This is a genomic window from Bradyrhizobium sp. 187 (genome assembly GCF_023101005.1).
Lineage (GTDB): Bacteria > Pseudomonadota > Alphaproteobacteria > Rhizobiales > Xanthobacteraceae > Bradyrhizobium > Bradyrhizobium canariense_D.
Genome location: NZ_CP064693.1, coordinates 857,039 through 879,812 on the forward strand (window position 1 = coordinate 857,039; position 22,774 = coordinate 879,812).

Genomic DNA, 22,774 nt, shown 5'->3' on the forward strand with positions numbered 1-22,774 from the left:
ATGGTGAGGGATGGCTCAGGTGCTGCGGCGCTTGGCAGTGGCTTCGATCTCGACTTTCATCTCGGGCTTGTAGAGCGCCGAGACGACGAGAAGCGTGGCGGCCGGGCGGATCTCGCCGAGGACTTCGCCGCAGACCGCGAAATGCGCGTCTGCGTTCTTGGCGTCGGTGAGGTAATAGGTGACGCGGACAATGTCGGCCATCTCGAAGCCGCCCTCCTTCAGGGCAGCTTCGATGGTCTTGAAGCAGTTGCGTGACTGGCTCGTGACATCGGCCGGCATCGTCATGGTGGTGTAGTCGTAGCCGGTGGTACCCGCGACGAAGGCGAACTCGCCGTCGATCACGGCGCGGCTGTAGCCGGCGGTCTTCTCGAACGGGGAGCCGGTGGAAATCAGGCGGCGGGACATGGTCGTAGGCCTCGACTGAAGAGGAATTTCGTGGGGTTTACGCAATTTGCCGGCCTGCGCAACCCCAAAGGAATGGAGCTTAACGCAGGCACAGCCGGGCGTTGCCGCTTAACGCGGCTAGGTCGTCGCCATCATGGCGATCCCTTAAGCCGCGCGCGCCTGGAGGGCGCGAACTACCCTCCGTTTGGGCAGGGCCGCACCAGTCGGGACGATCATCCCGGCGGCGCCGTCCAGCGCGCCTGTCGTGAATTCGATCGCCAGCAGGCGGTCGCGCTCGAACGGACCGGGCAGCGACAGCTCGCCGGTGTTGGCGGCCGAGAAGCCGAAGCGGGCGTAATAGGGGGCATCGCCGAGCAGGATCACGGCGGCATGCCCGCGCGCCCGGGCGGCAGCCAGCGCTTGTTGCATCAGCGCGGCGCCGATCCCGAGCTCGCGGCAGGCAGGGTCCACCGCCAGCGGTCCGAGGACCAGAGCGGGCCTGCCTCCGGCGCTGACGTGCCACAGCCGCACGGTTCCCACGAGCTTCCCCTCGCGCATCGCGGCCAGCGCAAGGCCGGCAGCGGGGGCGCGTCCGTCACGCAGGCGCTGACAGGTACGGCCATGGCGGTTCTCGCCAAAGGACGCATCGAGCAGCGCTTCACGCATCGCAACGTCGACAGCACGCTCCGCACGGATCGCGAACGGAGCGGCTTTCGAAGTGGGGTCAATTTGTGTCTTCCGAAGAGCAGTCATGGCGCGTCAGTCCCCGCTTGAAACTGACGTGCGCAAAGCACGCCGGTTCAAGGCGTCGTCAGAAATCGAAATGTCAGGGAGGGAGCCGGCAAGCCGGTTCCCGGGTTCGTCAGGCCTCAGACGCGAGGCGGATCAGATGTGGTAGGTTTTCAGCGGCGGGATGCCGTTGAAAGCCACCGCCGAGTAGGTCGACGTATAGGCCCCGGTGCCTTCGATCAGCAGCTTGTCGCCGATCTCGAGCGTCACCGGAAGCGGATACGGGTTCTTCTCGTACAGCACGTCGGCGCTGTCACAGGTCGGGCCCGCGAGCACGCACGGCGTCATGTCCGCGCCGTCATGCGGGGTGCGGATGGCGTAACGGATCGACTCGTCCATGGTCTCGGCGAGACCGCCGAACTTGCCGATGTCCAGATAGACCCAGCGCACCTCGTCCTCGTCGCTCTTCTTCGAGATGAGCACGACTTCGGACTCGATGATGCCGGCGTTGCCCACCATGCCGCGGCCCGGCTCGATGATGGTCTCCGGAATCTGGTTGCCGAAGTGCTTGCGCAGCGCGCGGAAGATCGAGCGCCCGTAGGTCACCACCGGCGGTACGTCCTTCAGGTACTTGGTCGGGAAACCGCCGCCCATGTTGACCATGGTCAGGTTGATGCCGCGCTCGGCGCAGTCGCGGAACACCTGCGAGGCCATTGCCAGCGCACGGTCCCACGCCTTCACCTTGCGCTGCTGCGAGCCGACATGGAAGGAGATGCCGCACGGCTCCAGGCCCAGACGCTTGGCAACGTCGAGCACGTCGACGGCCATCTCCGGGTCGCAGCCGAACTTGCGCGACAGCGGCCATTCGGCGCCGGCGCAGTCATAGAGGATGCGGCAGAACACCTTTGCGCCGGGCGCGGCACGGGCGACCTTCTCGACTTCGGCGGCGCAATCGACCGCGAACAGCCGAATGCCGAGCGCGAAGGCGCGCGCGATGTCGCGCTCCTTCTTGATCGTGTTGCCGAAGGAGATGCGGTCGGGCGTCGCACCGGCGGCCAGCGCCATCTCGATCTCGGCGACCGTCGCGGTGTCGAAGCAGGAGCCCATGGAGGCGAGCAAAGCCAGCACTTCCGGCGCCGGGTTCGCCTTGACGGCATAGAACACGCGGCTGTCGGGCAGCGCCTTGGCAAAGGTCTGGTAATTGTCGCGCACGACTTCGAGGTCGACGACGAGGCACGGCTCGGTGTCGAGGCCCTCGCTGCGGCGGTTGCGCAGGAATTCCTGGATACGGTCGGTCATAGCACTCTCCCAAACGGCCCAGCGACGGGGATCCGTTCAAAAAATGACGTCGGATAAGAGCGCTCCGGCCAGATCGCGCGATGGAGGCGCGACGAGCCAAAGACTCACATCAGACTGTGCTGCCGTGGATTGGTTGGGAATGTTCCCGCCCGCACACCTGGCAATGAAGGACAAGCCTTTTCAGTAGCCCGCGCCGGCGTTGGACTGCCGGTAGAGACCAAAAAAGCCCGATCCGTCGTTGCTTTAAGTCGCGTCCCCCGTTGAGAGCGGGGTGCGCCGGTTCGCCTCCGGCTGCCAGTCACGGTTGCAAAGAGCAAAGTCACCTTCGACAAGGCATCTCTTTGAGAGAGATGCTGGACGCTCCGGGTTTGCTTTCGTCTTCCGGCGATGAGCCTTCCGACTTCCACACTTCCGAAGAGCCCCTCGGCTTCTTCACCCCTTGGCGGCTGTCCGGCCTCTTGTCCGGATACCTACCGACTGACACACGACCACAGGCACGTGCGAAATTGGGCAATCCGCACATAAGTGTTTTGACTCTGCTTCGCAAGAGATTTTTTAGGCTGCGAACAGAATTGCCTAACATCTGCTTGCGCAGTGTTGCGCGCGCGACGCGAAAGATGAACGCGCGTTAAGTTTTCTGCGCGGCGCGCGTCACTCGCGAGCGTCCGCGCTTCAGCCGCGCTTCGTGAACGGCTCGACGCGTTGAGCGGCGCGGATGAAGGCCGTCATCACGAGCACGCCGAGCGCAAACAGCGTGGCCTGAAGGATGTGCGTGCCTTGCTCGCCCAGCCCGAACAGGATCGCGAGCGCCCAGCCGCCGGCAAACGCCGCGCCGAACACCTCGGCGCCGATCAGGATGGCGGCGCTGACGACGGTGATGACGCTCGGCCAGACGATCCGACGGGAAGACGAGGAGGTCGCGTTCATGAGCTCAGGGGTCCTAGGCTTGGAGGGCCGCAATCTCACCGAAAAGGCAGCCGGGAGCAAGGGCAAACGGCCCAAAAAAGCCCTATCGCGTGCTATAGCTGGCCGCAACAATCGAGCCACAAATCGGGACTTGTAATGTCAGAACCCCGCCAAACTACGGACTCCGAGACCAACCCGCTGCTGAAGGCGTGGGTGACGCCGTTTGCGACCCCGCCCTTCGACGAAATCAAGCCGGAGCACTTCCTCCCGGCCTTCGAGCAGGCCTTCGCCGACCACTCCGCCGAGATCGCAGCGATCACCAACGACCCGACCGCGCCCGACTTCGCCAACACCATCACGGCGCTGGAGCGCTCGGGCAAGCTGCTCAGCAAGGTCGCGTCGGTCTTCTACGACCTCGTCTCGGCGCATTCCAACCCGGCCATTCTGGAGATCGACAAGGAGGTTTCCTTGCGGATGGCGCGGCACTGGAATCCGATCATGATGAACGCCGTGCTGTTTGGCCGCATTGCCCAGCTACACGAGAACCGCGCCAATCTCGGTCTGACACCGGAACAGCTCCGCCTGCTCGAGCGCACCTACACCCGCTTCCACCGCTCCGGCGCCGGCCTCTCCGAAGAGGCCAAGACGCGGATGGCGGAGATCAACGAGAGACTCGCCCAGCTCGGCACCAGCTTCAGTCATCATCTGCTCGGCGACGAGCAGGAATGGTTCATGGAGCTCGGCGAAGCCGACCGCCAGGGCCTGCCGGAGAGTTTTGTCGCCAGCGCCAAGGCTGCGGCGGAAGAACGCGGCATGGCCGGCAAGGCCATCGTCACCCTGTCGCGCTCCTCGGTCGAACAGTTCCTGAAGAGCTCGGCCCGGCGTGACCTGCGCGAGAAGGTCTACAAGGCCTTCACCGCGCGGGGCGACAACGGCAATGCCAACGACAACAACGCGACCATCGTCGAGGTCCTGAAGCTGCGCGAGGAGAGCGCCAATCTCCTGGGTTATCCGACCTTCGCGGCCTACCGGCTCGAGGATTCCATGGCCAAGACGCCGGAAGCGGTGCGCGGCCTTCTGGAGCGGGTCTGGAAGCCGGCCCGGGCGCGGGCGCTCGCCGACCGCGACGACATGCAGGCGCTGATCACGGAGGAGGGCGGCAATTTCAAGCTCGCCCCCTGGGACTGGCGCTTCTATGCCGAAAAGCTGCGCCTTCAGCGCGCCAATTTCGACGACGCCGCGATCAAGCCGTATCTCGCGCTCGATCACATGATCGCCGCCGCCTTCGACTGTGCCACGCGCCTGTTCGGCGTCACTTTCGAGGAGCGCAAGAACGTGCCGGTCTGGCATCCGGACGTCCGGGTCTGGGAGATGAAGGGGCGGGACGGCAAGCACAAGGCGCTGTTCTATGGCGATTACTTCGCCCGGCCGTCGAAGCGCTCCGGCGCCTGGATGACCTCGCTGCGCGACCAGCAGAAGCTCGACGGCGAGGTCGCGCCGCTGATCCTCAACATCTGCAACTTCTCCAAGGGCGCGGACGGGGAACCCTCGCTGCTGTCGCCCGACGATGCCCGCACCCTGTTCCACGAGTTCGGCCATGGCCTGCACGGCATGCTCTCCAACGTGACCTATCCGTCGCTGTCGGGCACCTCCGTGTTCACCGACTTCGTCGAATTGCCCTCCCAGCTGTACGAGCATTGGCAGGAGCGGCCCGAGGTGCTGCAAAAGTTTGCCCGCCACTACCAGACCGGCGAGCCGCTGCCGGACGATCTGCTGCAACGGTTCCTGGCCGCGCGAAAATTCAACCAGGGTTTCGCCACGGTCGAGTTCGTCTCCTCGGCGCTGATCGATCTCGAATTCCACACCCAGCCGGCCTCCGCCGCGCAGGACGTCCGCGCCTTCGAGAGACGCGAGCTGGAGAAGATCGGCATGCCCGAGGAGATCTCGCTGCGTCACCGTCCGACGCAATTCGGTCACATCTTCACCGGCGATCATTATGCCGCCGGCTATTACAGCTACATGTGGTCGGAGGTGATGGACGCCGACGCCTTCGGCGCATTCGAGGAAGCCGGCGACATCTTCGATCCCGCCGTCGCAAAACGCCTGCACGACGACATCTACTCGAGCGGCGGATCGGTCGATCCGGAAGCCGCCTATGAGGCCTTCCGCGGCCGCCCGCCGGAGCCCGATGCGCTGCTGCGTCGCCGAGGTCTGCTTGACGCCCCGAAGGCGGCCTGATGGGCGTGCGCGCCCTGCTCGGGCTGCTGCTCGCCGCTGGCCTCACCTTTGTGGCCGGGGCGGCGCAGGCGCACCCGCATGTCTGGATCACCGCGACCAGCGAGTTGCTCTATGCCGCGGACGGCACCATCACCGGCGTGCGCCACGCCTGGACGTTTGACGACATGTTCTCGGCCTATGCCGTGCAGGGGCTCGAGAGCAAGACCAAGGGCGTCTATACCCGCGAGGAGCTCGGACCGCTGGCGCAGACCAATGTCGAGTCGCTGAAGGAATATGCCTACTTCACCTTCGCGCGAGCCGACGGCAAGAAGGAGCGATTCCAGGAGCCGGTCGACTACTTCCTCGACTACAAGGATACGGTCCTGACCCTGCACTTCACGCTGCCGCTGAAGAATCCGGTCAGGTCCAAGCAATTGATGCTCGAAGTGTTCGACCGCTCCTTCTTCATTGACTTCCAGATGGCCAAGGACAACCCGATCAAGCTGGTCGGCGCGCCCGCCGGCTGCCAGATGAAACTTGAGCGGCCGAGCGACGGCACCGCGAGTGCGCAGAAGCTCAACGAGCAGACCTTCATGAACGGCGAGAACTCCAATTTCGGCATGATGTTCGCCAACAAGATCACGGTGGATTGCCCTTGAAGTCGAAACTCTCCCCGCTCGCACGTGGGCTGCTCACCTGTGCCGCCGTTCTGCTGGTTGCGGGCGTGGCCGACGCGGCCCTCCACGAACTCGTCGCGCAGAACCCGTTTGGCGCACCAAGACCCGCGCGGGCGGCTGAGCCTGAGGCCAGTGGCCTCATCGGCTGGCTCTTGGCAAAACAATCGGAATTTTATCGCCAGATGTCGGCGACCATTCGCGCCGCCAAGTCCGACGGCTCGGCGGTGTGGACGCTGCTCGTCATCTCCTTTGCCTACGGCATCTTCCACGCCGCAGGGCCCGGCCACGGCAAGGCGGTGATCGCCTCCTATCTCGTCGCCAATCGCGAGACTGTCAGGCGCGGCATCGTGCTGTCGTTTGCATCCGCGTTGATGCAGTCGCTGGTGGCGATCCTGATCGTCGGTATCTCGGCCTGGGTGCTGAATGCGACCGCCAGGACCATGTGCAAGGCGGAAGGCGCGATCGAGATCGCAAGCTACGCCCTGATCGCGCTTTTCGGCCTGCGCCTGGTCTGGGTCAAGGGCCGCACCTTCATCCGTGCGCTGCAGGCGGTTCAGCCGGTGTCGGCGATCGCGGGCGTGCCGCATGACCATCATGATCACGGTCACCACCATCATGATGCGCATGATCATCATCGTCACGATCATGCGCACGCCCATCATCACCACGCGCATCACCACGTCCATGACGAGCATTGCGGCCATTCCCACGGCCCCATGCCGAGCGAGCTCGCCGGCCTCGGAGGCTGGGGACGCGGCTTTACCGCGATCCTGACCGTCGGCATCCGTCCCTGTTCGGGCGCGATCCTGGTGCTGGTGTTCGCGTTGGCCCAAGGCCTGTTCTGGGCCGGCATCGCCGCAACTCTGCTGATGGGGCTCGGCACCGCGATCACCGTCGCGGTCATTGCCGTGGTCGCCGTCTCCGCCAAGGACATCGCCGCCCGCCTGAGCGCCGGACGCGACGGCAACGGCGCGCTGTTCATGCGCGGCATCGAATTCGCCGCCGCCGGCCTCGTGCTGCTGTTCGGTGCAGGCCTGTTGTTGGGTTACATCGCGGCCGAACGGACGACGTGTTTCTGAGTTTTTCCCTCTCCCCTTGTGGGCGAGGGTGGCTCGCCGCGTAGCGGCGAGACGGGTGAGGGGTTGTCTCCGCGAGCGATCCTCTTGCAGCTGCGTTCGCCGATAGAACCCCTCATCCGGCGCTTCGCGCCACCTTCTCCCACAAAGGGAGAGTCACACCGGCAAGAACTGCTTCAACGCCGGCATGAAGAAGATCCCGAGATTGATCGCAAAGCCGATGCTCCAGAGGATGGAGCGCAGCGTCGGGCGGTTCCCGAGATAGGTCAGCACATAGGCGATCCGTACGATCAGGAACAGCACCGCGAGCTCGTCGATCATCCGCTGCGGCGAGTCCCGGAATTCGGCCAGCAGCACCGCGAAGGCGAAGAACGGAAAGGTCTCGATACCATTCTGGTGGGCGCCGAGCGCGCGCTGCGCGATGGCCTCTTCGTAGAAGGCGGGATCGCGCGGGCGTGAATTGTCGAACCCGCGAAACCTGATCCATTTGACCGAGACGATCGTCACCAAATAGAGCAGCAACGCTCCGGAGACGCACCATTCCGCGAGTGTCATCTTTCCTCCCCCGCCTCGGTGCGACCCTAGCGAAACCGGCCTGATCTTGACAAGCTCGGGGCAACGCGCGACCCAACGAGCATGACAACCCTAGCCCCTCTCAAGACCACGAAGCCGCTGCCTCAGTCCGGCCAGCCGCGCGTCGGCGTACTCCTGGTCAATCTCGGCACGCCCGATACCGCCGACGCGCGCGGCGTGCGGGTCTATCTGAAGGAGTTCCTCTCGGACGCCCGCGTCATCGAGGATCAGGGCTTGATCTGGAAGCTGGTGCTGAACGGCATCATCCTGCGCACCCGCCCCCGCGCCAAGGCGCGCGATTATCTCAAGATCTGGAACACCGAGAAGAACGAGTCGCCGCTCAAGACCATCACGCGCTCGCAGAGCGACAAGCTCGGAGCCATGCTGTCGGACCGCGACCAGGTCACGGTGGAATGGGCTATGCGCTACGGCAATCCCTCGATCAAGTCGGGCGTCGATGCGCTGATTGCGAAGGGCTGCGATCGCATTCTTGCCGTCCCCCTCTATCCGCAATATTCCGCCGCGACGTCGGCCACCGTCTGCGATGAGGTGTTTCGCGTGCTTGCGCGGCTGCGCGCGCAGCCGACGCTGCGGGTGACGCCGTCTTACTACGAGGACGAAGCCTATATCGAGGCGCTCGCCACCTCGATCGAGACGCATCTGGTGAGCCTGTCGTTCAAGCCAGAGCTGATCGTCGCCTCCTTCCACGGCATGCCGAAGGCCTATGTCGACAAGGGCGACCCCTATCAGGACCAATGTGTGGCGACCACCGAGGCGCTGCGGCGCCGGCTCGGCATGGACGAGACAAAGCTGCTGCTGACCTTCCAGTCGCGCTTCGGATTCGACGAGTGGCTGCAGCCCTACACTGACAAGACCATGGAGCGTCTGGCGAAAGAGGGCGTGCGCCGTATCGCGGTGATCACGCCGGGTTTTTCCGCCGACTGCCTGGAGACGCTGGAGGAGATCGCGCAGGAGAATGCCGAGATCTTCAAGCACAATGGCGGGGAGCAGTTTTCCGCGATCCCCTGCCTCAACGACAGCGACCCCGGCATGGATGTGATCCGAACGCTGGTGCTGCGCGAGCTCCAGGGCTGGATATAGTGAGCCTGGATCCGAGGAGCGCCCCATGAACCGCCGCGAGGTTCTGGCGCTTCTTGGGGTGACCACGATGCTGCCGGCCTCGGTGCTGGCGCAAGCGAATGCGACGCGCCGGCTCGGCGTGCTCTCGGTCACTGCGGCGGACGATGCGATCGGGCAGACGCGTAGCGCGGTCCTGGTCGAGGCGCTTGCCGGCCATGGCTGGAAGGAGGACGGCAGCCTTGAGATCGATTGGCGCAACGGCGGCGGCGACCGCGCGCGGATCGCGCAACTCGCCGACGAACTCGTGGCGCTCAAGCCCGACATCCTGCTTGCGGTCGGCACGCCCTCAGTGGAGGAGCTGCGCCAGCGCACGACGACGATCCCGATCGTTTTCGCCGTCGTCACCGATCCTGTCAGCCAGGGCTTTGTCCAGAATCTCGCCCATCCCGGCGGCAATATCACCGGCTTCACCGATTACGACGGCCCGCTGGCCGGCAAATGGCTGGAGATGCTTACGCAGGTCGTGCCAAAGCCGTCACGCGTTTCCGTCGTCTACAATCCCGCCACCGCGCCGTTCGCGCCGCTGATGCTGCGGACGATCGAAGACGCCGGCCGCGCGCTCGATGTGACGGTGGTGCCCGCGCCGGTCCATGACACGGCCTCGATCGCCGCCCTGGCCTTGCGGAAAGACGGCGGCCTGCTGGTGCTGCCGGATTTCTTCACCATGTCCAACCGTGCGCTTCTCCTGGCAGCCATCAATGAAGCGCGCGTGCCGGCGGTGTTCTGGAGCCGGACCTTCGTCGACGAGGGTGGCTTGATGTCCTACAGCACCGACAGCGCCGAGCAGCTCCGCCGCGCCGCCACCTATATCGATCGCATCCTGAAGGGTGCGCGAGCGGCCGACTTGCCGGTCCAGAATCCGACCACGTTCGAGCTGGCGATCAACTTGAAGACGGCCAAGGCGATCGGCGTCACGCTTCCGCCAAGCCTGCTCGCAACCGCGAACGAGGTCATCGAGTAGGATTTGGCTGCGACCGCCGGATTCGTTAACGTCGTCGCTAGGTGTGCGCCAGCACGCTTTCAAGAGCGCCTCGCAAATACATAATCGCGACCATTCCCTCTCCCGGTGTCTTGTGTAGAATCCTACCGATGCCGAAATCAGGCACGACCGCTGAGCCTTGAATCCTTCTGAACTCTTTACTGAATACTTTACTGAACCCTTGGGGTCGTGATCCCGACCAATGACAGCGCGGAAAAGGCCTTTTCCCGCCAATCTTTTCCGCCTTGGAGGAAATATGAGCGGTTTCGACATTTTCGCGATTGTTCTGGTCTTGCTCGTCATCGTCACGCTGGTGGCCGGCGTGAAGACGGTGCCGCAGGGCTATGACTGGACCATCGAGCGGTTCGGCAAATACACCCAGACGCTGAGCCCCGGGCTCAATCTGATCGTGCCCTATTTCGATCGCGTCGGACGCAAGATCAACATGATGGAGCAGGTGATCGACATTCCCGAGCAGGAGGTGATCACCAAGGACAACGCCACCGTGACGGTCGACGGCGTCGCCTTCTTTCAGGTGTTCGATGCCGCCAAGGCGAGCTACGAGGTCTCTAACCTGACCCAAGCCGTCACCGTGCTGACCATGACCAACATCCGTTCGGTGATGGGCTCGATGGATCTCGACCAGGTGTTGTCGCACCGCGACGAAATCAACGAGCGCCTGCTGCGTGTAGTCGATGCCGCCGTCTCGCCCTGGGGCCTCAAGGTCAATCGTATCGAGATCAAGGACATTGTGCCGCCGGCGGACCTCGTCGAAGCCATGGGCCGACAGATGAAGGCCGAGCGCGTCAAACGCGCCGACATCCTTCAGGCCGAAGGTGCACGCCAGTCCGAGATCCTGCGCGCAGAGGGTGCCAAGCAGGGCCAGATCCTCCAGGCGGAAGGTCGCCGCGAGGCCGCCTTCCGCGACGCCGAAGCACGCGAGCGGTCGGCGGAAGCTGAGGCCAAGGCGACGCAGATGGTCAGTGAAGCCATTGCCAAGGGCGACGTCGCGGCGCTGAACTACTTTATCGCCGACAAATATATCAAGGCGTTCGGGCAGTTTGCGGACTCGCCGAACCAGAAGATCATCATGCTGCCGATCGAGGCCACCAGCATGCTCGGCTCGCTCGCCGGCATCGGCGAGATCGCCAAGGCGACGTTCGGCGAGAGTGCTGCATCCGCCGCTGCCGCCGCTCGTCGCGGTTCGGTGCCGACGACTGGGAGCACGCCCCCGGCGGTGCCGCCGCGGCAGGGGTAAAGCGCATGCCCCGGAAAAGTGGACACCGGTTTTCCGACAAGGGCATGCGCCATTTCAAAGAGGTCGTGTCATGACCGACATGTTCGTATCGCTCGGCACCTGGAACTGGCTGATCTTCGGCTTCATCCTGATGGCGCTGGAGGTGCTGGCGCCGGGAGTCTTCCTGTTCTGGCTCGGGCTCGCCGCGCTGCTGGTCGGGCTGATCTCGTTCGGAGTGGCGATATCTTGGCAGATCCAGCTCGTGATGTTCGCGATCTTCGCCGCCGCCGCCGTGCCGGTTTGGCGTCGGCTCGCCCGGCCGAAGCCGGATGCAATTGCCGCCAGCCCCTTCCTCAACAAGCGCGCGGATGCGCTGCTCGGCCGCGAGTTCACGCTGGAGAAGCCGATCGTCGACGGCAACGGCACCATGCGCATCGGCGACACCGTCTGGCGCGTCGCAGGTCCCGATACGCCGGCGGGCACGCGTGTGAAGGTGGTGCAAGTGGACGGCGCGAATCTGACGGTGGCGGCGGCTTAGTCCACCGTCATTGCGAGCGCAGCGAAGCAATCCAGACTGCTGCCGGTGGAAAGATTCTGGATTGCTTCGCTTCGCTCGCAATGACGAGCTAGTCGGGACGGCATCGCCAGACTTACGCGCCGCTCTTGCTGCGCCACCGCTCCGCAAACCTATGCAGCGGCATGAACGTCTCGCACAAGTCCCGCCCGAGCGCCGTCAGCGCGTAACCGCCGGCTTCGCCGAGCTCCACGAACCCGGCCTCGCGCAAATCGTCCAGCCGCGCCTGCAGCACCGTCGGCGAGGCCTCGTCGCAGGCGGTGCGCAATGCGCGCGAGGTGAGGGGGGCGTCGCGCAGCTCCCACAGGATTCGCAGGCTCCAGCGTCGTCCGAGGAGGTCGAGCAGCACCATGATCGGCCGCCCGCTGCGCGGGCCACGGACGCCGCGCGATCTCGAAGTGGTCTGTTTCGCCATCGTCGCCCCCTTGCGCGGTGCTACAAATAGTGTAGCTTCATGCTACGTTAAATGTAGCAAGAGAGGCGGCCAATGTCCCCGGTCACAGCGCGCATTGCCCCGCTCACCCCGCCTTATCCCCCGGAGATCCAGGCCCAGTTCGACCGCATCATGCGCGGCGCGCCGCCACTGCTGCTGTTCCGGGTCATGGCGGGCCACACCCGCGCCTGGGACAAGTTTCGCGCCGGCGGCTTGCTCGATCCCGGACCGCTGTCGCTGCGCCAGCGCGAGATCGTGATCGACCGCACCTGCGCGCTGAACAAATGCGAATATGAATGGGGCGTGCATGTCGCGGTCTTTGCCGGGCCGGCGAAACTCACCGAGGAGGAAGTGCGCGCCACCGTGCAGGGTGATGCGGCGTCGTCGTGCTGGTCCCCGGCCGAGCAGACGCTGATCGCCGCCGTCGACGCGCTGCATCACAGCGCGACGTTTGACGACGCTGAGTTCGCTGCGCTGTCGGCGCATTACGACGAGGCGCAGATCCTGGAGATCATGCTGCTGTGCGGCTTCTACCGCACGGTCTCGTATCTGGCGAACGGACTGCGGTTGCCGCTGGAGGAGACGGCGGCAAGATTTCCTGCGCCGCTCTAGCCGCCGTCGTTGCGAGCGTAGCGAAGCAATCCAGAGTCTTTCCGCGGTGGCACTCTGGATGTTTCGCTGCGCTCGCAATGACGGTGAGTGGCTCCCTACGCCACGCCTGCCCGCAGCAGATCGTGCAGGTGCACGATGCCCACCACCTTGTCCGCCTCGGTCACGACCAGCGTCGTGATCTTGCGGGTGTTGAGCACCTCGATCATCTCGGTGGCCAGCATCGAGGGCGGTACGGTTTTCGGCTGCCTGGTCATGACGTCGTCGACCGACGCCGTCAGCAGGTCGGGCCGCATGTGGCGGCGCAGATCGCCGTCGGTGATGATGCCGAGAGCCTCGTTCGCCTCGTTGACGATGCAGACGCACCCCAAACCCTTGGCGGACATCTCCATCACCGCGTCCGACATCTTGGTGCCGAGCGGCTTGACCGGGATTTCCGCACCGGTGCGCATGTAGTCGCGGACGAATTTCAGCATCGCCCCTAACTTGCCGCCGGGGTGGAAATGCGCGAACTCCAGCGCGGTGAAGCCGCGGCCTTCGAGCAGCGCGATCGCAAGCGCATCGCCTATCGCGGCCTGCATCAGGGTCGAGGTGGTCGGCGCCAGATTGTGCGGGCAGGCCTCGCGCGCCTTCGGCAGCTCGATCACGACGTCGGCCGCTTGTCCCAGCGAGGATGCCGCGTTCGACGTCACCGCGATCATCGGGATTGCGAATCTTGCGGAATAGTTCACGAGAGTCTTCATCTCCGGCTGCTCGCCGGACCAGGACAGCGCCATGATGACGTCGTCGGTGGTAATCATGCCGAGGTCGCCATGGGCGGCTTCGGCGGTGTGCACGAAGAAGGCGGGCGTGCCGGTCGAGGCCAACGTTGCCGCGATCTTGCGGCCCATATGGCCCGACTTGCCGAGCCCGGTGACGATGACGCGGCCCTTCGCGTTGCGGATCAGATCGACCGCCTGGGCGAAGCTCGCGCCAAGCGGGCCGCGCAGGGCGGCGGCGAGCGCGTTGATACCGCCGCTCTCCGTTTCCAGCGTGCGGAGTGCGGATTCGACGCTGTCGGGAATGGGGCCGGATGATTGGGTCATCAGCGGTTTCGAACTCGGCATGTTCTGGTCCAGGAGGAGGGGCCTTCGCCCGTTGGCGCCTGCTTAACACGCCGCGGCCTTCGAGGCGACGAGCCCGACCCGACCCTCAACCGGTCGTTAACCATAATTGTTTTAACTCCATTAACGATAGTTCCCGCCGATCGGTGGGGACAATCGCGAAAGTGTTTGATTTCGTTGGAGTTCTTCCATCGTGGGGTCGTCTCCAGGCACGAGCCGGAGCAAACGCGCGCATTTCCTGCGCGCGGCTTTGCCGTGCTTTGCGCTGACGGTCCTCGGAAGCGCCCCCGTGGCCGCCCAGAGCCTCACCCCCGACCTGTTCAGTCCCAACCGCGGTGGCTTCGCTTCGCCCGACACGCTGCCGACGCGCCGCACCGCGGGCGTTCCGCAGGCACCGTCGGATGCGCTGCCGGCGCTGCCCGATCCCAACTCCGACTTTCGCAAGCGCCAGCAGACGCCGGCGCGCCCATGGCAGAACCCGACGAACCAAAACGCGACCAGCCAGGTCCCGACCTATGGCCTGCCGGCCGCCAACGGTGCGAGCAGCTCCGGCTACGACTCGCTGAACCGCAAGCGGCAGCAGCCGAAGTTCTATCCGGGTCAGCCCAAGCCGAAGCGCCCTGCTGGTCCCGGCTCGCGGGCGCCGACCACTACGCCGCCGCCATCCACGCTCGGTTCGCCGAAGATCGCGCCGCCCCCGTCCGCCTCCGCCAACAAGGCGCCCGTGCCGGCGGCGATGGCGGGCACCGTGCCCGGCCAGCCGCTACGCCGCCGCCTCAAGGCCGATGACGATGCGTTCGGCGCGGTCGGCGACTATGCCGGCAGTTTCCTGATCAAGGGCGGGCTCGAGCTCTCCACCGGTTACGACACCAATCCGGCGCGTCTGAACAAGCCGGTCGGCTCGCCGGCCTATGTGGTTGCACCCGATCTCCTCGTGGCGTCCGATTGGGAGCGCCACGCGCTGGTCGCGGATCTGCGCGGCTCGTTCTCGGGCTACACCAACAACATGCCGGCGACGATCGACGGCTTTGCCTCGCCTTCGCCGGTCGAGGTCGACCGCCCCGACTTCAACGGCCATGTCGACGGCCGCCTCGACGTCAATCGCGATCTCAAGCTGACCACGCAGCTGCGCCTGCGGCTCGCCACCGACAATCCCGGCAGCCCGAACGTGCAGGCCGGCCTGCAAAAATATCCTGTTTATGCCGCCTATGGCACGACCGTCGGCTTCGACCAGAGCTTCAACCGCTTCCAGATCGCGGCCGGCGCCACTGTCGATCGCACCGCCTACACCAACTCAAAACTGACCGACGGCTCGACCTTCAGCAACGACGATCGCGACTTCAACCAGTATGGCGGCGTCGGACGCTTCTCCTACGATCTCAAGCCGGGGCTGAAGCCATTCGTCGAGATCCAGGGCGACACCCGCGTCCATGACCTGGCCGCCGACCGCAACGGCTATTTCCGCGATTCGAACGGCGGCTACGCCAAGGTCGGCACGTCCTTCGAGTTCTCGCGGATCCTCATCGGCGAGGTCTCGGTCGGCTATTCCGCGCGCAACTATGTCGACCCGCGCCTGAGCCAGCTCGCGGGCTTCCTGACCTCGGGCTCGCTGATCTGGAGTGCAAGCGGCCTCACCACGGTGAAATTCGCCACCGACACCCAGATCGCCGAGACCACCGTCCCCGGCTCCTCCGGCGTGCTGGTGCACACCTACGGGGTCGAAGTCGATCACGATTTCCGCCGCTGGCTTACGGCAGTGGGCAAATTCACCTACGGCACCTACGACTATCAGGGCCAGAATCGTAACGACAAGACCTACTCGTTCGAAAGCAATCTGATCTACAAGCTCAACCGCAACATCTGGATCAAGGGCACGCTCCGCCACGACATCCTGGATTCGAACCAGCCGGGGTCAAGCTCGCAGGCGACGGTGGTGATGGTCGGGGTGAGGTTGCAGAATTAGAGGGGAGGCCCCGTGGCGGCTCGGATTACTTTGGACATCAACTCGGCTGGAGTATTCGAGCTATGGCTCAATCCCGAAGGCCGAGACCTTCTCGTCAAGGAACTGCTCGCCCTGAGCGAGACCAACGACCACTTTCACCTGATGCCCAGTGAAGTAGCCTCGGACGTCGAAGTTTCGGCGCGTCCCTATCGGCCGAACGACAAGCTTCTCGAATACGGTAAGGTGCTGTTCCGGCTTGACGAGTGGGACGCACAGCACTTTCCGCACGTCTTGGGCTAAGGCCCCGTCGCTCTCGCCATCTACTCCGCCGTCATGCCCCGCGAAGGCGGGGCATCCAGTACGCCGCGGCTTCTCGGTAAATCACAACTGTTTCGGAATACTGGATCGCCCGCTTTCGCGGGCGATGACACCGTTTGTAAATCTGACAGCGAGCCAAGCAACTACCGCGGCAGATCCGTCTTCCCCATCAGGAACGTATCGATCGACCGGGCACACAGCCGGCCCTCGCGGATGGCCCAGACCACCAGCGACTGGCCGCGGCGCATGTCGCCGGCGGTGAACACGTTGGGGCGTGAGGTCTGATAGTCCAGCGTGTTGGCCTTGACGTTGCCGCGGGGGTCGAGCTCGACCGAGAGCATCTTGAGCAGGCCCTCGTGCACGGGATGGACGAAGCCCATCGCGAGCAGGACGAGGTCGGCGTCGAGTTCGAACTCGGTGCCGGCGATCGGCTTGAACTTGTCGTCGACGCGCACGCAGTGCAGCTTCTTGACCTTGCCGTTCTCGCCGGTGAACTTCTGCGTCAGCACGGCGAATTCGCGGATCGCGCCTTCGGCCTGGCTGGAGGACGTCCGCATCTTCAGCGGCCAGTTCGGCCAGGTGAGGCCCTTGTTCTCGTGCTCCGGCGGGGCGGGCATGATCTCGAGCTGGGTCACGGAGAGCGCGCCCTGGCGCAGCGAGGTGCCGATGCAATCGGATCCGGTGTCGCCGCCGCCGATGACGACGACATGCTTGCCACCGGCCAAAATCTCCTGGACGCCGTTCAACGGTTCCTCCGACACGCGGCGGTTCTGTTGCGGCAGAAAGTCCATGGCATAGTGGATGCCGGCAAGGTCGCGGCCGGGAATCGGGAGGTCGCGCGGGGCTTCGGCGCCGCCGGTCAGCGCCACGGCATCGTACTCGTTGAGCATCTCGCGTGGGTCGACATTGCCGTCGGCGCCGACATGGCTGTTGTAATGGAAGGTGACGCCTTCGCCTTCCATCTGCGCGACGCGGCGGTCGATGATGCCCTTCTCCATCTTGAAGTCGGGGATGCCGTAGCGCAGCAGGCCGCCGGCCTTGGCGAACTTCTCGAACAGATGCACGTCGTGGCCGGCGCGCGCGAGCTGCTGCGCGCAGGCCATGCCGGCCGGACCGGAGCCGATCACCGCGACCTTCTTGCCGGTCTTATGGGCGGCGATTTCGGGCTTCAGCCAGCCATTGTCCCAGGCGCGATCGACGATCGCGCATTCGATGGTCTTGATGGTGACGGGGTTGTCGTCGATGTTGAGCGTGCAGGACGCCTCACACGGCGCCGGGCAGATGCGCCCCGTGAACTCCGGGAAATTGTTGGTCGAGTGCAGATTGCGCGAGGCTTCTTCCCAGTTGCCCTGATAGACGAGGTCGTTCCAGTCCGGGATCTGGTTGTTGACCGGGCAGCCGGGCGTGCCGGGCGAGACCGAGCCGGTGCCGTGGCAATAGGGAATGCCGCAATTCATGCAGCGCGCGGCCTGGTCGCGCGTTTCCTTCTCGGAGAGGGGAACGACGAACTCGTGGAAATGCTTCACGCGCTCGGCGACCGGGGTGTACTTGCGGTCATGCCGTTCGATTTCGAGAAAACCCGTGATCTTGCCCATTAAACCCGAAGTCCCTGCCGCTTAAATTCGTTGTGTTTCTCTCTCGTCGTCATTGCGAGGAGCGTGAGCTTCGAAGCAATCCAGTCTGCATCCGAGGAGAAAGTCTGGATTGCTTCGCTACGCTCGCAATGACGGGCGCTGATATTTCTTACGCCCCGATCGCGATTTTCGGCTCGGCGTCCGCGTTGGCGGCCATCTCGCGCAGCGCGCGCCGGTATTCGACCGGCATCACCTTGCGGAATTTTGGCAGCCAGTCCTTCCAGTTGGCCAGGATGTCGGCGGCGCGCCTGGAGCCTGTCGCCTTCGCATGGCGCGTGATCAGGACGTGCAGCCGCTCGACGTCGGAGGCGAGCAGGTCCTTGAACACGTCGACCCGGCCGTGCGCTTCGAGGTCACCGGAGTGGTGATAGGTGCCGGCGTTGATCAGCTCTTCCGACAGCACCGGCTCGAGCTCGACCATCGCCATGTTGCACAGCCTGTCGAAGTCGCCGGTCTCGTCCAGCACATAGGCGATGCCGCCGGACATGCCGGCCGCGAAGTTGCGTCCGGTCTTGCCGAGCACGACCACGATGCCGCCGGTCATGTATTCGCAGCAATGGTCGCCGGCGCCCTCGACCACCGCCACGGCGCCGGAATTGCGCACGGCAAAACGCTCGCCGGCGATGCCTCGGAAGTAGCACTCGCCTTGAATGGCGCCGTACATCACGGTGTTGCCGACGATGATGCTCTCTTCCGGCACGATGCCGCTGTTGGCCGGCGGCTTGACGATGATCTTGCCGCCCGAGAGGCCCTTGCCGACATAGTCGTTGGCTTCGCCTTCGAGCTCGAAGGTGACGCCTTGCGCCAGCCAGGCGCCGAAGGCCTGGCCGGCGGTGCCCTTGAGGCTGACATGGATGGTCTCATGCGGCAGGCCGGCATGGCCGTAGATCTTGGCGACCGCACCCGACAGCATCGCGCCCGCGGAGCGGTTGGTGCTGTTGATCTTGGCCTCGATCTTCACCGGCGCACCGCGGTCGAGCGCAGGCGTCGCCTGCTCGATCAGCGTGCGGTCGAGCACCGCTTCCAGATGATGGTTCTGGCGCTCGGAGTGATAGATCTTCTGGCCCTTCTCTTCCTTCTGCTTGACGAAGAGCTTGGAGAAATCGAGCCCCTTGGCCTTCCAGTGCGCGACCAGCTTGGTCTGGTCGAGCAGCTGCACCTGGCCGATCATCTCGTTGAAGCTGCGGAAGCCGAGCGAGGCCATGATCTCGCGGACCTCCTCGGCGACGAAGAAGAAGTAGTTGATCACATGCTCGGGCTGGCCGGTGAAGCGCTTGCGCAGGACGGGGTCCTGGGTCGCGACGCCGACCGGGCAGGTGTTGAGATGGCACTTGCGCATCATGATGCAGCCGGCCGCGATCAGGGGCGCGGTGGCGAAGCCGAACTCGTCGGCGCCGAGCAGCGCGCCGATCACGACGTCGCGGCCGGTGCGGAAACCGCCGTCGACCTGGACCACGATGCGGCTGCGCAGCCGCTCGCGCACCAGCGTCTGGTGGGTTTCGGCGAGGCCGATCTCCCACGGCGAGCCGGCGTGCTTGATCGAGGTCAGCGGCGAAGCGCCGGTGCCGCCCTCGAAGCCCGCGATGGTGACATGGTCGGCGCGCGCCTTGGCGACGCCCGCGGCTACGGTTCCGACGCCGATCTCCGAGACGAGCTTGACCGAGACCGCGCCGTCCGGGTTGACGTTCTTGAGGTCGTAGATGAGCTGCGCCAGATCCTCGATCGAGTAGATGTCGTGGTGCGGTGGCGGCGAGATCAGGCCGACGCCCGGCGTCGAATGCCGGACCTTTGCGATGGTGGCATCGACCTTGTGGCCGGGCAACTGGCCGCCTTCGCCGGGTTTTGCACCCTGCGCCATCTTGATCTGCATCATGTCGGAGTTGACGAGATACTCCGTGGTGACGCCGAAGCGGCCCGAGGCGACCTGCTTGATTGCCGAGCGCATGCTGTCACCGTTCGGCATCGGCTTGAAGCGGTCGGCTTCCTCGCCGCCTTCGCCGGTGTTCGACTTGCCGCCGATCCGGTTCATGGCGATCGCGAGCGTGGTGTGCGCCTCGCGCGAGATCGAGCCGAAGCTCATCGCGCCGGTGGCGAAACGCTTGACGATGTCCTTGGCCGGCTCGACCTGGTCGAGCGGTACCGGCTTGCGCTTCTCTTCGTCCGCATTCTTGATCCGGAACAGGCCGCGCAGCGTCAGGAGACGCTCCGACTGCTCGTTGAGGATCTTCGCGAAGGCGCGGTAGCGTTCCAGCGAATTGCCGCGCGCGGCGTGCTGGAGCAGCCCCACCGACTCGGCGGTCCATGCATGGTCCTCGCCGCGGCTGCGATAGGCATATTCGCCGCCGACATCGAGCGAGGTCTTGTACACGAGCGCGTCGCCGAACGCGTCGGCATGACGGCGCACCGCCTCTTCGGCGATCTCGCCAAGACCGACGCCCTCGACGCGGGTGTGCGTGCCCGCGAAGAATTTTCCGACGAATTCCGCCTTCAGGCCAATGGCGTCAAAGATCTGCGCGCCGCAATAGGACTGGTAGGTCGAGATGCCCATCTTGGACATCACCTTGAGCAGGCCCTTGCCGATCGACTTGATGTAGCGCTTGACGATCTCGTAGTCGTCGAGCGAGCCGGGCAGGCGGTCCTTCATCGCGATGATGGTCTCGAACGCCAGATACGGATTGATCGCTTCCGCGCCGTAGCCGGCGAGACAGGCGAAGTGATGCACTTCGCGCGGCTCGCCGGATTCGACGACGAGGCCGACCGAAGTGCGCAATCCGGTGCGGATCAGATGATGATGCACGGCGGCGCAGGCCAGCAGCGACGGGATCGGAACCCGGTCGGTGCCGACCATGCGGTCGGACAGGATGATGATGTTGACGCCCTCGCGCACCGCGCTCTCGGCGCGCGCGCAGAGCTCGTCCAGCACCTGGTCCATGCCGGCCGCGCCGAGGCCGGCGTGGAAGGTGGTGTCCAGCGTGCGCGACTTGAAGTGCGACTCGGCGACCTCGGAGATTGAGCGGATCTTTTCGAGGTCCGCGTCGGTCAGGATCGGCTGGCGCGCTTCGAGGCGCTTGGTAGTGGCTAGGCCTTGCAGGTCGAACAGGTTCGGCCGCGGTCCGATGATGGAGACGAGGCTCATCACCAGCTCCTCGCGGATCGGATCGATCGGCGGATTGGTGACCTGCGCAAAGTTCTGCTTGAAGTAGGTGAACAGCGGCTTGGCCTTGGCCGACAGCGCCGAGATCGGCGTGTCGTTGCCCATCGAGCCTGCGGCTTCCTCGCCGGTGGAGGCCATCGGCGTCATCAGGATGGTGATGTCTTCCTGGCTGTAGCCGAACGCCTGCTGGCGATCGAGCAGCGACAGGTTGGAGCGCACGCCGGTGGTCGGCACCTTCGGCAGCTCTTCCAGCACGATCTGGGTCCGCTCCAGCCACTCCGTGTAGGGATGGCTCCTTGCGAGCTCGGCCTTGATCTCGTCGTCGGGGATGAGGCGGCCCTGCTCGAGGTCGACCAGCAGCATCTTGCCGGGCTGCAAGCGCCACTTGGTGATGATCTGGTCCTCGGGAATCGTCAGCACGCCCATCTCGGACGCCATCACGATGCGGTCGTCCTTGGTGACGAGATAGCGCGCCGGCCGAAGGCCGTTGCGGTCCAGCGTGGCACCGATCTGGCGGCCGTCGGTGAAGGCGATCGCGGCGGGGCCGTCCCACGGCTCCATCAGGGCTGCATGATATTCGTAGAAGGCGCGGCGCTTCTCATCCATCAAGGGATTGCCGGCCCACGCCTCCGGAATCATCATCATGACGGCGTGCGGCAGCGAGTAGCCGCCCTGCACCAGGAATTCGAGTGCGTTGTCGAAGCAGGCGGTGTCCGACTGGCCTTCGTAGGAGATCGGCCAGAGCCGGTTGATGTCCTTGCCGTACAGCTCGGAGCTCACCGAGGCCTGGCGCGCCGCCATCCAGTTGACGTTGCCGCGCAGCGTGTTGATCTCGCCATTATGCGCGATCATGCGGTAGGGATGCGCCAGCGACCACGCCGGGAAGGTGTTGGTCGAGAAACGCTGGTGCACGAGCGCCAGCGCGCTCTCGAAATCCTTCTCGTGCAAATCGGGATAGTACTTGCCGAGCTGGTCGGCGAGGAACATGCCCTTGTAGATCACGGTGCGGCAGGACATCGAGCACGGATAGTAGCCGGCGAGGCCGCGGTCGCGGCGCTGATAGATCGCTTGCGAGATCGACTTGCGCAGGATGTAAAGCCGGCGCTCGAAATCGTCCTCGGTCTTGGCGGTGCCGTTGCGGCCAATGAACACCTGCATGCAGGCGGGCTCGGTCGGCTTTACGGTGACGCCGAGCGAGGAATTGTCGGTTGGCACGTCGCGCCAGCCGAGCAGCGTCAGGCCCTCTTCCTTGATCTGGTCGGCGATGATGCTCTTGATGACGTTGCGCCAGGCAGTGTCGCGCGGCATGAACAACGCGCCGATGGCGTATTCGCCCGGATTGGGCAGCACGAAGCCGAGCTCCTTCGCCTTGCGGCTGAAGAAAGCATGCGGGATCTGCACCAGAATGCCGGCGCCGTCACCGGCGCGCGGGTCGGCGCCGACGGCGCCGCGGTGCTCGAGGTTACAGAGGATGCTGAGCGCGTCCGCGACGATCTCGTGCGACTTCTGGCCCTTGATGTTGGCGATGAAGCCGACGCCGCAGGAATCTTTTTCCAGGCTCGGATCGTACAGGCCTACGGCCGGCGGCCGTGAATTGTGTTCCTGAATCGGATCGGTCGTTTTCGAGGCGACCGTCGCCGACAGTTGTTCTGCCACGATGTTTCCGCGCTCGACTTGCGACCCGTTCATGTTCTCGTCCTCTCCATGCGGCAAGCTGCCTCACCGCCATCTTCGGCGCACCTTGGGCGTCCCGCGGCACCCGCTTCTGGGTCACCGCTCGTCCGCTCGCG

General features: G+C 64.8%; 19 protein-coding genes. 10 read left to right on the forward strand and 9 right to left on the reverse strand.

Translation table 11 applies throughout. The annotated features are described in order from the left end of the window. Positions 1-15 precede the first annotated feature (15 nt). The 4 genes from IVB19_RS04180 to IVB19_RS04195 all read right to left on the reverse strand — a co-directional run bounded on the left by IVB19_RS04180 (position 16) and on the right by IVB19_RS04195 (position 3,339). Positions 16-405: a RidA family protein gene (locus IVB19_RS04180; protein WP_018453319.1), complete on the reverse strand. Its 390-nt coding sequence runs from the start codon at positions 403-405 to the stop codon at positions 16-18. Positions 406-549: 144 nt separating this feature from the next. Further along, entirely contained in the window at positions 550-1,137 is a 588-nt protein-coding gene (locus tag IVB19_RS04185; protein WP_026232510.1) for a GNAT family N-acetyltransferase, read from the reverse strand. Positions 1,138-1,269: 132 nt separating this feature from the next. Further along, positions 1,270-2,412 carry a type III PLP-dependent enzyme gene (locus IVB19_RS04190; protein WP_018453321.1) on the reverse strand — a complete coding sequence of 381 codons (1,143 nt, stop codon included), beginning with the start codon at positions 2,410-2,412 and terminating at the stop codon, positions 1,270-1,272. 672 nt (positions 2,413-3,084) lie between these two features. Then, positions 3,085-3,339 (reverse strand): hypothetical protein, encoded by a 255-nt coding sequence (locus tag IVB19_RS04195; RefSeq protein WP_018453322.1) that lies wholly within the window; start codon positions 3,337-3,339, stop codon positions 3,085-3,087. Positions 3,340-3,474: 135 nt separating this feature from the next. Between IVB19_RS04195 and IVB19_RS04200 the strand changes: the two genes are divergently transcribed. Genes IVB19_RS04200 through IVB19_RS04210 form a run of 3 tightly spaced genes read left to right on the forward strand, consistent with a single transcriptional unit; the run spans position 3,475 to position 7,291 of the window. Continuing rightward, complete coding sequence (locus IVB19_RS04200) at positions 3,475-5,556, forward strand: M3 family metallopeptidase (protein ID WP_018453323.1); 2,082 nt, start codon at positions 3,475-3,477, stop codon at positions 5,554-5,556. Then, positions 5,556-6,194 carry a DUF1007 family protein gene (locus IVB19_RS04205; RefSeq protein WP_247299312.1) on the forward strand — a complete coding sequence of 213 codons (639 nt, stop codon included), beginning with the start codon at positions 5,556-5,558 and terminating at the stop codon, positions 6,192-6,194. The genes IVB19_RS04200 and IVB19_RS04205 overlap by 1 nt, the downstream gene beginning before the upstream one ends. Then, a complete protein-coding gene (locus tag IVB19_RS04210; RefSeq protein WP_018453325.1) occupies positions 6,191-7,291 on the forward strand; it encodes a nickel/cobalt transporter in 1,101 nt (366 codons plus the stop codon). The genes IVB19_RS04205 and IVB19_RS04210 overlap by 4 nt, the downstream gene beginning before the upstream one ends. A gap of 153 nt (positions 7,292-7,444) precedes the next feature. Here the strand turns inward: IVB19_RS04210 and IVB19_RS04215 are convergent, their stop codons facing one another. Continuing rightward, positions 7,445-7,843, reverse strand: coding sequence for an MAPEG family protein (locus tag IVB19_RS04215; RefSeq protein ID WP_018453326.1), 399 nt, complete (start codon positions 7,841-7,843; stop codon positions 7,445-7,447). An 81-nt stretch (positions 7,844-7,924) separates the two neighbouring features. Here IVB19_RS04215 and hemH point away from each other — a divergent pair, with 81 nt between their 5' ends. The 4 genes from hemH to IVB19_RS04235 all read left to right on the forward strand — a co-directional run bounded on the left by hemH (position 7,925) and on the right by IVB19_RS04235 (position 11,755). Further along, a complete protein-coding gene (gene hemH, locus IVB19_RS04220) occupies positions 7,925-8,962 on the forward strand; it encodes a ferrochelatase (RefSeq protein ID WP_018453327.1) in 1,038 nt (345 codons plus the stop codon). 25 nt (positions 8,963-8,987) lie between these two features. Next, on the forward strand, positions 8,988-9,962 hold the full coding sequence (locus IVB19_RS04225; protein WP_018453328.1) for an ABC transporter substrate-binding protein: 975 nt from the start codon (positions 8,988-8,990) through the stop codon (positions 9,960-9,962). A 274-nt stretch (positions 9,963-10,236) separates the two neighbouring features. Further along, positions 10,237-11,238: an SPFH domain-containing protein gene (locus IVB19_RS04230; RefSeq protein ID WP_007615156.1), complete on the forward strand. Its 1,002-nt coding sequence runs from the start codon at positions 10,237-10,239 to the stop codon at positions 11,236-11,238. A gap of 70 nt (positions 11,239-11,308) precedes the next feature. After that, positions 11,309-11,755 carry an NfeD family protein gene (locus IVB19_RS04235; protein ID WP_007597152.1) on the forward strand — a complete coding sequence of 149 codons (447 nt, stop codon included), beginning with the start codon at positions 11,309-11,311 and terminating at the stop codon, positions 11,753-11,755. Positions 11,756-11,867: 112 nt separating this feature from the next. Here the strand turns inward: IVB19_RS04235 and IVB19_RS04240 are convergent, their stop codons facing one another. After that, positions 11,868-12,206: a winged helix-turn-helix transcriptional regulator gene (locus IVB19_RS04240; protein WP_204512442.1), complete on the reverse strand. Its 339-nt coding sequence runs from the start codon at positions 12,204-12,206 to the stop codon at positions 11,868-11,870. A 72-nt stretch (positions 12,207-12,278) separates the two neighbouring features. On the opposite strand from IVB19_RS04240, the gene IVB19_RS04245 reads away from it, so the two are divergent. Then, positions 12,279-12,836 carry a carboxymuconolactone decarboxylase family protein gene (locus IVB19_RS04245; RefSeq protein WP_018453330.1) on the forward strand — a complete coding sequence of 186 codons (558 nt, stop codon included), beginning with the start codon at positions 12,279-12,281 and terminating at the stop codon, positions 12,834-12,836. Between the two features lie 95 nt (positions 12,837-12,931). Here the strand turns inward: IVB19_RS04245 and IVB19_RS04250 are convergent, their stop codons facing one another. Continuing rightward, positions 12,932-13,939, reverse strand: coding sequence for a KpsF/GutQ family sugar-phosphate isomerase (locus IVB19_RS04250; protein ID WP_166520846.1), 1,008 nt, complete (start codon positions 13,937-13,939; stop codon positions 12,932-12,934). 190 nt (positions 13,940-14,129) lie between these two features. Between IVB19_RS04250 and IVB19_RS04255 the strand changes: the two genes are divergently transcribed. Beyond that, positions 14,130-15,899 carry an outer membrane beta-barrel protein gene (locus tag IVB19_RS04255; protein WP_247299314.1) on the forward strand — a complete coding sequence of 590 codons (1,770 nt, stop codon included), beginning with the start codon at positions 14,130-14,132 and terminating at the stop codon, positions 15,897-15,899. Positions 15,900-15,911: 12 nt separating this feature from the next. Further along, positions 15,912-16,178 carry a hypothetical protein gene (locus tag IVB19_RS04260; RefSeq protein ID WP_018453333.1) on the forward strand — a complete coding sequence of 89 codons (267 nt, stop codon included), beginning with the start codon at positions 15,912-15,914 and terminating at the stop codon, positions 16,176-16,178. A gap of 161 nt (positions 16,179-16,339) precedes the next feature. Here IVB19_RS04260 and gltD read toward each other — a convergent pair whose 3' ends face one another. After that, entirely contained in the window at positions 16,340-17,791 is a 1,452-nt protein-coding gene (gene gltD, locus IVB19_RS04265; protein WP_018453334.1) for a glutamate synthase subunit beta, read from the reverse strand. Between the two features lie 148 nt (positions 17,792-17,939). Next, a complete protein-coding gene (gene gltB, locus IVB19_RS04270) occupies positions 17,940-22,673 on the reverse strand; it encodes a glutamate synthase large subunit (RefSeq protein WP_026232514.1) in 4,734 nt (1,577 codons plus the stop codon). Positions 22,674-22,774: the final 101 nt, after the last annotated feature.

What these genes read in the sequence shown, in the direction of transcription:
- IVB19_RS04180 (WP_018453319.1), bottom strand. Translation starts at nt 405, where the DNA reads ATGTCCCGCCGCCTGATTTCCACCGGCTCCCCGTTCGAGAAGACCGCC.
- IVB19_RS04185 (WP_026232510.1), bottom strand. Translation starts at nt 1,137, where the DNA reads ATGACTGCTCTTCGGAAGACACAAATTGACCCCACTTCGAAAGCCGCT.
- IVB19_RS04190 (WP_018453321.1), bottom strand. Translation starts at nt 2,412, where the DNA reads ATGACCGACCGTATCCAGGAATTCCTGCGCAACCGCCGCAGCGAGGGC.
- IVB19_RS04195 (WP_018453322.1), bottom strand. Translation starts at nt 3,339, where the DNA reads ATGAACGCGACCTCCTCGTCTTCCCGTCGGATCGTCTGGCCGAGCGTC.
- IVB19_RS04200 (WP_018453323.1), top strand. Translation starts at nt 3,475, where the DNA reads ATGTCAGAACCCCGCCAAACTACGGACTCCGAGACCAACCCGCTGCTG.
- IVB19_RS04205 (WP_247299312.1), top strand. Translation starts at nt 5,556, where the DNA reads ATGGGCGTGCGCGCCCTGCTCGGGCTGCTGCTCGCCGCTGGCCTCACC.
- IVB19_RS04215 (WP_018453326.1), bottom strand. Translation starts at nt 7,843, where the DNA reads ATGACACTCGCGGAATGGTGCGTCTCCGGAGCGTTGCTGCTCTATTTG.
- hemH (WP_018453327.1), top strand. Translation starts at nt 7,925, where the DNA reads ATGACAACCCTAGCCCCTCTCAAGACCACGAAGCCGCTGCCTCAGTCC.
- IVB19_RS04225 (WP_018453328.1), top strand. Translation starts at nt 8,988, where the DNA reads ATGAACCGCCGCGAGGTTCTGGCGCTTCTTGGGGTGACCACGATGCTG.
- IVB19_RS04230 (WP_007615156.1), top strand. Translation starts at nt 10,237, where the DNA reads ATGAGCGGTTTCGACATTTTCGCGATTGTTCTGGTCTTGCTCGTCATC.
- IVB19_RS04235 (WP_007597152.1), top strand. Translation starts at nt 11,309, where the DNA reads ATGACCGACATGTTCGTATCGCTCGGCACCTGGAACTGGCTGATCTTC.
- IVB19_RS04240 (WP_204512442.1), bottom strand. Translation starts at nt 12,206, where the DNA reads ATGGCGAAACAGACCACTTCGAGATCGCGCGGCGTCCGTGGCCCGCGC.
- IVB19_RS04245 (WP_018453330.1), top strand. Translation starts at nt 12,279, where the DNA reads ATGTCCCCGGTCACAGCGCGCATTGCCCCGCTCACCCCGCCTTATCCC.
- IVB19_RS04250 (WP_166520846.1), bottom strand. Translation starts at nt 13,939, where the DNA reads ATGCCGAGTTCGAAACCGCTGATGACCCAATCATCCGGCCCCATTCCC.
- gltD (WP_018453334.1), bottom strand. Translation starts at nt 17,791, where the DNA reads ATGGGCAAGATCACGGGTTTTCTCGAAATCGAACGGCATGACCGCAAG.
- gltB (WP_026232514.1), bottom strand. Translation starts at nt 22,673, where the DNA reads ATGAACGGGTCGCAAGTCGAGCGCGGAAACATCGTGGCAGAACAACTG.